This window comes from Paenisporosarcina sp. P4_E4_2 (genome assembly GCF_056401595.1).
The window spans coordinates 1-5137 of sequence record NZ_JBFUJC010000226.1; the positions used below are offsets into that span (position 1 = coordinate 1).

The window sequence follows — 5137 nt, forward strand, 5'->3', positions numbered from 1 at the left end:
GAATGAAGCCTTTTTTCTTATTGAACTATCGGAGCAGTTTTAGCTTTCGGTATTTACAGGTATGCTCCGCATGTATCGTTTTAACGCAAATAACCCACCATTCTTGTAACGCCCAAAACCCTTGATAGATAAAGGTTTTAGGCGTTTTTTGTTTAGGTGTTAAGGTTATAGAAAGAAGGATTAACGCATTTTTCGAACCATTCAGGAGGACCTACTGTTGTATCTGGATCAATGGCAAGATGAACAAACCAACTATCAGCTGCAGCACCATGCCAGTGTTTACATTTGGAAGTATTTCCACTACATCTCCTGGATATATTTCTTGAGCAGGTTTTCCTTTTTCCTAATACCAGCCTCTTCCGCCAGTAACCAAAAGAATCTGTCCACTCGGATGTGCATGCCAATTGTTCGTTAGGTTTTGATTAGATATTGGCTTTAATACAGCACTCCTTTCATTTTAATAAATACTCTGTGATGATATCTCTAAGTCCGTCCAAAGTGGGCTTTTCTTAATAGAATAGTTGGAAATAAAGCATATTTGTTAGAATATGGTTCTATCTTTTCTGTTTTTGATTACACTAAATGTATGTAAGAGAGAGTGAGTGGAGGTGAAGTGGATTTGACGAAAAAATGGGGAATTAATGCTCTTTTCTTATTTGGGGTATATGCTTTCCTGATGTATGTTTATATCTTCCATAGTGGCAGTGGGGGTATACCTGCAACTTTAAAAGGAACTGTTGCAGATCCGCATGTTTTTATGTCGGATCGAGAATTGTACCTTAGTGAGGAGTATTCAAGAATAAAGAATTTTCTCTTTTTTGTATCAATACCGTTTGAATGGCTTGTCTATTTATTTATACTGATTACTGGACTTTCACAAGCGTTTGAAAGATGGATTCCTTTGCAAAAAAAATGGGCAATTTTGCAAAATGCAGTATATGTATTTTTACTGTCTGTTCTTACGTTTATTGTTTTATTTCCTTTAGACTATTACAGATATTTCTTAAGTGAAAAATATGGGATTAGTACCCAGGATTTCAATTCTTGGATGCGAGATAATGTCATTGATTTTTGGGTTAACTTAGGAACGACAGTAGTGATTGTAACGGTTCTTTATTGGCTTATAAATAAAAGCACAAAGAGATGGTGGTTCAATGCCTGGTTACTAATGATTCCTTTCTCCATTTTCCTCATGTTTATTCAACCAGTAATAATCGACCCCTTATATAATGATTTTTATCCACTAACAAATAAAGAATTAGAGACGAAAATTCTCACGTTGGCTGAGCAAGCAAAAATTCCAACAGAACATGTGTATGAAGTTAACATGGCGGAAAAGACAAATGCTCTAAATGCTTATGTTACGGGGATTGGGAATAATTCAAGAATAGTATTATGGGATACGACTTTGAACCGCTTATCAGAAAATGAAATTCTCTTCATCATGGCTCATGAGATGGGGCATTATGTGGAGAAACATATATATTTTGGAATCGCTCGTTATATCCTAATGATGCTTGTCGGGCTCTGGTTAACCGCTAAAATAATGCCTTGGGCTATCCATCGCTTTGGACGTGTATTAAAAATTAAACGAGTAAACGCTATTCATTCATTGCCATTATTTTTACTTATTACATCTTTTCTATTATTCGTTTCAAGTCCAATTTCAAATTATATTTCTAGATATCAGGAAACAAGAGCTGATCAGTATGCAATAAACCTAATGGACGACCCGGAGGCAGCTGTCAAAACTTTTCAAGAACTTACGAAGGCAGGATTGAATGAGGTGAATCCTCCACTACTCGTAAAATGGTTTCGTTATTCACATCCGACAATGCTAGAAAGAATAAATAAAGTTGCAAATGAAAATGAATCAAAAGAGTGAGGGGCAAAATAGTACGATTTTAAATTTAGTCGTTCTTCAACTTACGGGGCCGTGAGTTGAAGAACAAGAAGAAAAAATAGAAAAAACTATATATTTGCCATCCCATGTTATTCGTCTACTATTTCGGGCGGTTGAGGAATTAAAGGCAACTGGAGGGCTTCTTGGGGGAGCCGCGGGATTATTGGCAGGTGTAGGAGCGCTTGCAATTCCGGGAATTGGGCCACTTCTGGCAGCAGGTCCTATTGTAGCTATGTTAACYGGAGCTGCAGTCGGTGCAGGTACAGGCGGACTAGCTGGAGCATTAATTGGGATGGGCATTCCGGAAGCTGAGGCAGATTAATACGTACGGGATGTTAAAGATGGGAAGCTGCTCGTATTGTTAGTTCCGAATGCCAGAAAAACGGATTCATTCGTTAACAATGAATTACACACAACTTCAGGTACTACTAGACATTAAGTACAATAAATTCACAAAAAACAAGGTCAATCCTTTCTGAGGATTGGCCTTGTTTTTATGAGCTAAGGAAAGTAGAAACATTCTTAGCTCATATTATAGATACCTGATTGCCTTATACTATTTCACTTTTCTCTTTCTTCAAGAGAAGGAACCGCGGTTGAAATGATGTATTTAACAGAAAATCCAGTTCAATTAAGTGGAGAAAAGTATGAAAAAAATTAACAATTTACCCCCATATATAAAAGGAATACAAGAAACAATTTCTTGGATGATGAAAAGGGCATGAATGTATTTTGTTACATTCAAAATTTTTTTGAAAGTATGTATAAAAGTCAAATTAGTTGTTAATAATATAAGTAAATGACCATTTTCTTCATTATTGAATTAATAGTTTTATTAATAGATTTGTCCTTAAACTTATCAAATAGTAGATACAGTATATAAAATAAAATATGTAATAGGGTTATTTCTTGAGTTGCTATATGAAAGAGAAAAGAAGAAGGGAGGATATAACTCTTATGAAAACGTTTATAAACAAATTTGCAGAAGCGATTGGCATAGGTATCATTTTACTATTATTTAATCCTGAGTTAATGGTGGTAGGATCTAGTATTAGAGAGAATGCATATGAGACGATTGTAGTTAGCCTATTAGTAATAATAATCGTTTTGATTTTAAGAAAACCCAAATCACGAGCATAATGATTGGAAAAAAATAAAAGTCGTCAATTCTGAGCGAACTAAACCCAACTTAATTATTGGGTTAATTAACATGGAATGTTTCGGATGAAATTAAGGGAGAAGATGAATGACATCATTATTCCTATTAGCTTCTTCAACTAACTGGTACCTTAGTTGAAGAATTGGCTGCCTTTACAGGGCAGCTTTTTCTTATGGAGTAATGAAGTTGATTACTTTATAATCCGGAAGTAATGTCAACCTACTGTGAATGGAAGGTTTATAGTCTTTAATGTTTAATAATAGATCATTTACAAATTTATAACATCTAGGACGTATTATATTAACAACACATCGTTAATCTATATATTAGTGGGGATAGCTTGAGTGGCTATCATGGTATTTGGCGAAGGAGGAGCCAATACCTTTTTATTTTTCGTTTTATTTTTTTGTTCGTTTCTTTCGTTACTAATAAAATTGGGTGGTCAATTATAAATCTAGGGGGGCTTACAATGTTAACATTGTCTGAAAATAATAATGAAGTGCTACCAATGACCCTAAATATTAAAGAAATTGACAAGCAATATATCATTAAGCAAAAAATATTTGAAGCATTAAATTTTTCAGTATACATAGTTACGTGTAAACAAGAAGGTACATTCTATGAACTCCTATTAATTAAAGATTTCAATTCAGAAGGACCATCAGCACATATTTGGCACAAAAAGATTTGTAAGAACTCAACTATTATAGAGATTGCAAAAGAAGTTGCTGAAGCTATCCAATCAGGATTCATTAAAAACGAATCCTCTCTTGTGTTGGTTTGTAATAAAGTTTGATCAAAAGCATGCTACAAAAATTGATTTTTCAACAGGAGAAACCCAAACATTTTGAAAAAAGTTTGGTCAAAATGCTTGGGTTGTTTGTTGCTAGTGAATAATTTTTTATAAAAAAGTTTTGATCATTTTCTACCWGTGTTTGCACAACAATAGCGCCCTATAATGGAATAACGAAATTACTTTATTAATTTTCAACGGAAACCCTCTTCATTAATCGTTTTAATTTCTTTTCTGTATCTGTTTCCTCTACTGGTGTATAGATACTGCACCGTAAATCCATATCACCTTGAACTTGGAGAGAAGTTAAATTAAACAACATTTTGCCTGCTTTAGCATGTCTGAATTCAATTATCATTTCTGGAGCCTTACTCACTTGACTTTCTAGCCATAAATCTTGGAATTCTGGATGTGAATGACTCATTTCTTTAATAAATTGGTTGTACCATTCATCGCCTAAATAGTGTCCATAATAGGTACGGAAAATGGCAAGAAAACCTTTCGCAAAATGTTCCCAATTGACGGCCAATGCTTTGAATTCTTTTCTGGTGAACACTAAACGAATCAAATTTCTTTGATCATTCGGTATTTGTTCAAAATCTAAAAAAACATGAGCAGCTGCAGGATTCCAGCCCACAATATGGCAATGTCGATCCGTAATGATAGTCGGACAATATGTTAATTCAGCTAGTATTCGTTTTAAAGAAGGGCTAAGCTCTGATTGATCCTTTTTTGGATGTGTAATTTCCGATTTTGCTTCTAATGCCAGGTCATATAAGTAGTCTCTTTCATCATTATTTAATTGCAAAGCTGTAGAAATACAATCAAATACGATTGAAGAAACTTTTATATCTCTTCCCTGCTCTAGCCATGTATACCAAGTGGTACTTACACCTGCTAGTTGTGCAACCTCTTCTCTTCGTAACCCAGGTGTCCTTCTCCGGGTTCCGACAGGCAAACCAATTGACTCTGGCTTAATTTGAGCACGCTTAGCTTTTAAGAATGTCGACAAAGCTTCAAGCCTAGTTTTATCATTCATTTTTAAAACTCCTCATCATACCAATTTAACCTAGTGGTAATTATACCAGGATAAACAATCACTTGTAATAGGATAAAGTGACTGTAAAATACAAGTATATTATTGATTTGGAGTGATGAACAGTGGAAAGAGTTGTGATTACAGGTATGGGAGTAGTCTCTCCTATAGGAAACAACCTCAAGACATTTTGGAACAATCTGATTAACGGAGAGTCTGGTATATCCCTTATTGATACATTTGATG

General features: G+C 34.6%; 5 protein-coding genes and 1 pseudogene. 5 read left to right on the top strand and 1 reads right to left on the bottom strand.

Going from position 1 to position 5137, the window contains the following annotated elements; genetic code table 11:
- The first annotated feature begins 619 nt into the window (after positions 1-619).
- The 4 genes and pseudogenes from AC1DSB_RS14050 to AC1DSB_RS14065 all read left to right on the top strand — a co-directional run bounded on the left by AC1DSB_RS14050 (position 620) and on the right by AC1DSB_RS14065 (position 3858).
- Positions 620-1885, top strand: coding sequence for a M48 family metallopeptidase (locus tag AC1DSB_RS14050; RefSeq protein WP_477531851.1), 1266 nt, complete (start codon positions 620-622; stop codon positions 1883-1885).
- Positions 1886-2030: 145 nt separating this feature from the next.
- Positions 2031-2342 (top strand): annotated as a pseudogene (locus AC1DSB_RS14055) (general stress protein); the annotation flags it as partial.
- Positions 2343-2860: 518 nt separating this feature from the next.
- Entirely contained in the window at positions 2861-3043 is a 183-nt protein-coding gene (locus AC1DSB_RS14060) for a hypothetical protein (RefSeq protein ID WP_342541956.1), read from the top strand.
- A 488-nt stretch (positions 3044-3531) separates the two neighbouring features.
- Positions 3532-3858 carry a hypothetical protein gene (locus AC1DSB_RS14065; protein ID WP_342541955.1) on the top strand — a complete coding sequence of 109 codons (327 nt, stop codon included), beginning with the start codon at positions 3532-3534 and terminating at the stop codon, positions 3856-3858.
- A 184-nt stretch (positions 3859-4042) separates the two neighbouring features.
- Here the strand turns inward: AC1DSB_RS14065 and AC1DSB_RS14070 are convergent, their stop codons facing one another.
- Positions 4043-4894 (bottom strand): helix-turn-helix transcriptional regulator, encoded by an 852-nt coding sequence (locus AC1DSB_RS14070; protein ID WP_016427909.1) that lies wholly within the window; start codon positions 4892-4894, stop codon positions 4043-4045.
- A gap of 122 nt (positions 4895-5016) precedes the next feature.
- Between AC1DSB_RS14070 and AC1DSB_RS14075 the strand changes: the two genes are divergently transcribed.
- A partial coding sequence (locus tag AC1DSB_RS14075; protein WP_477586930.1) for a beta-ketoacyl synthase N-terminal-like domain-containing protein occupies positions 5017-5137 on the top strand: 121 nt, incomplete at its 3' end.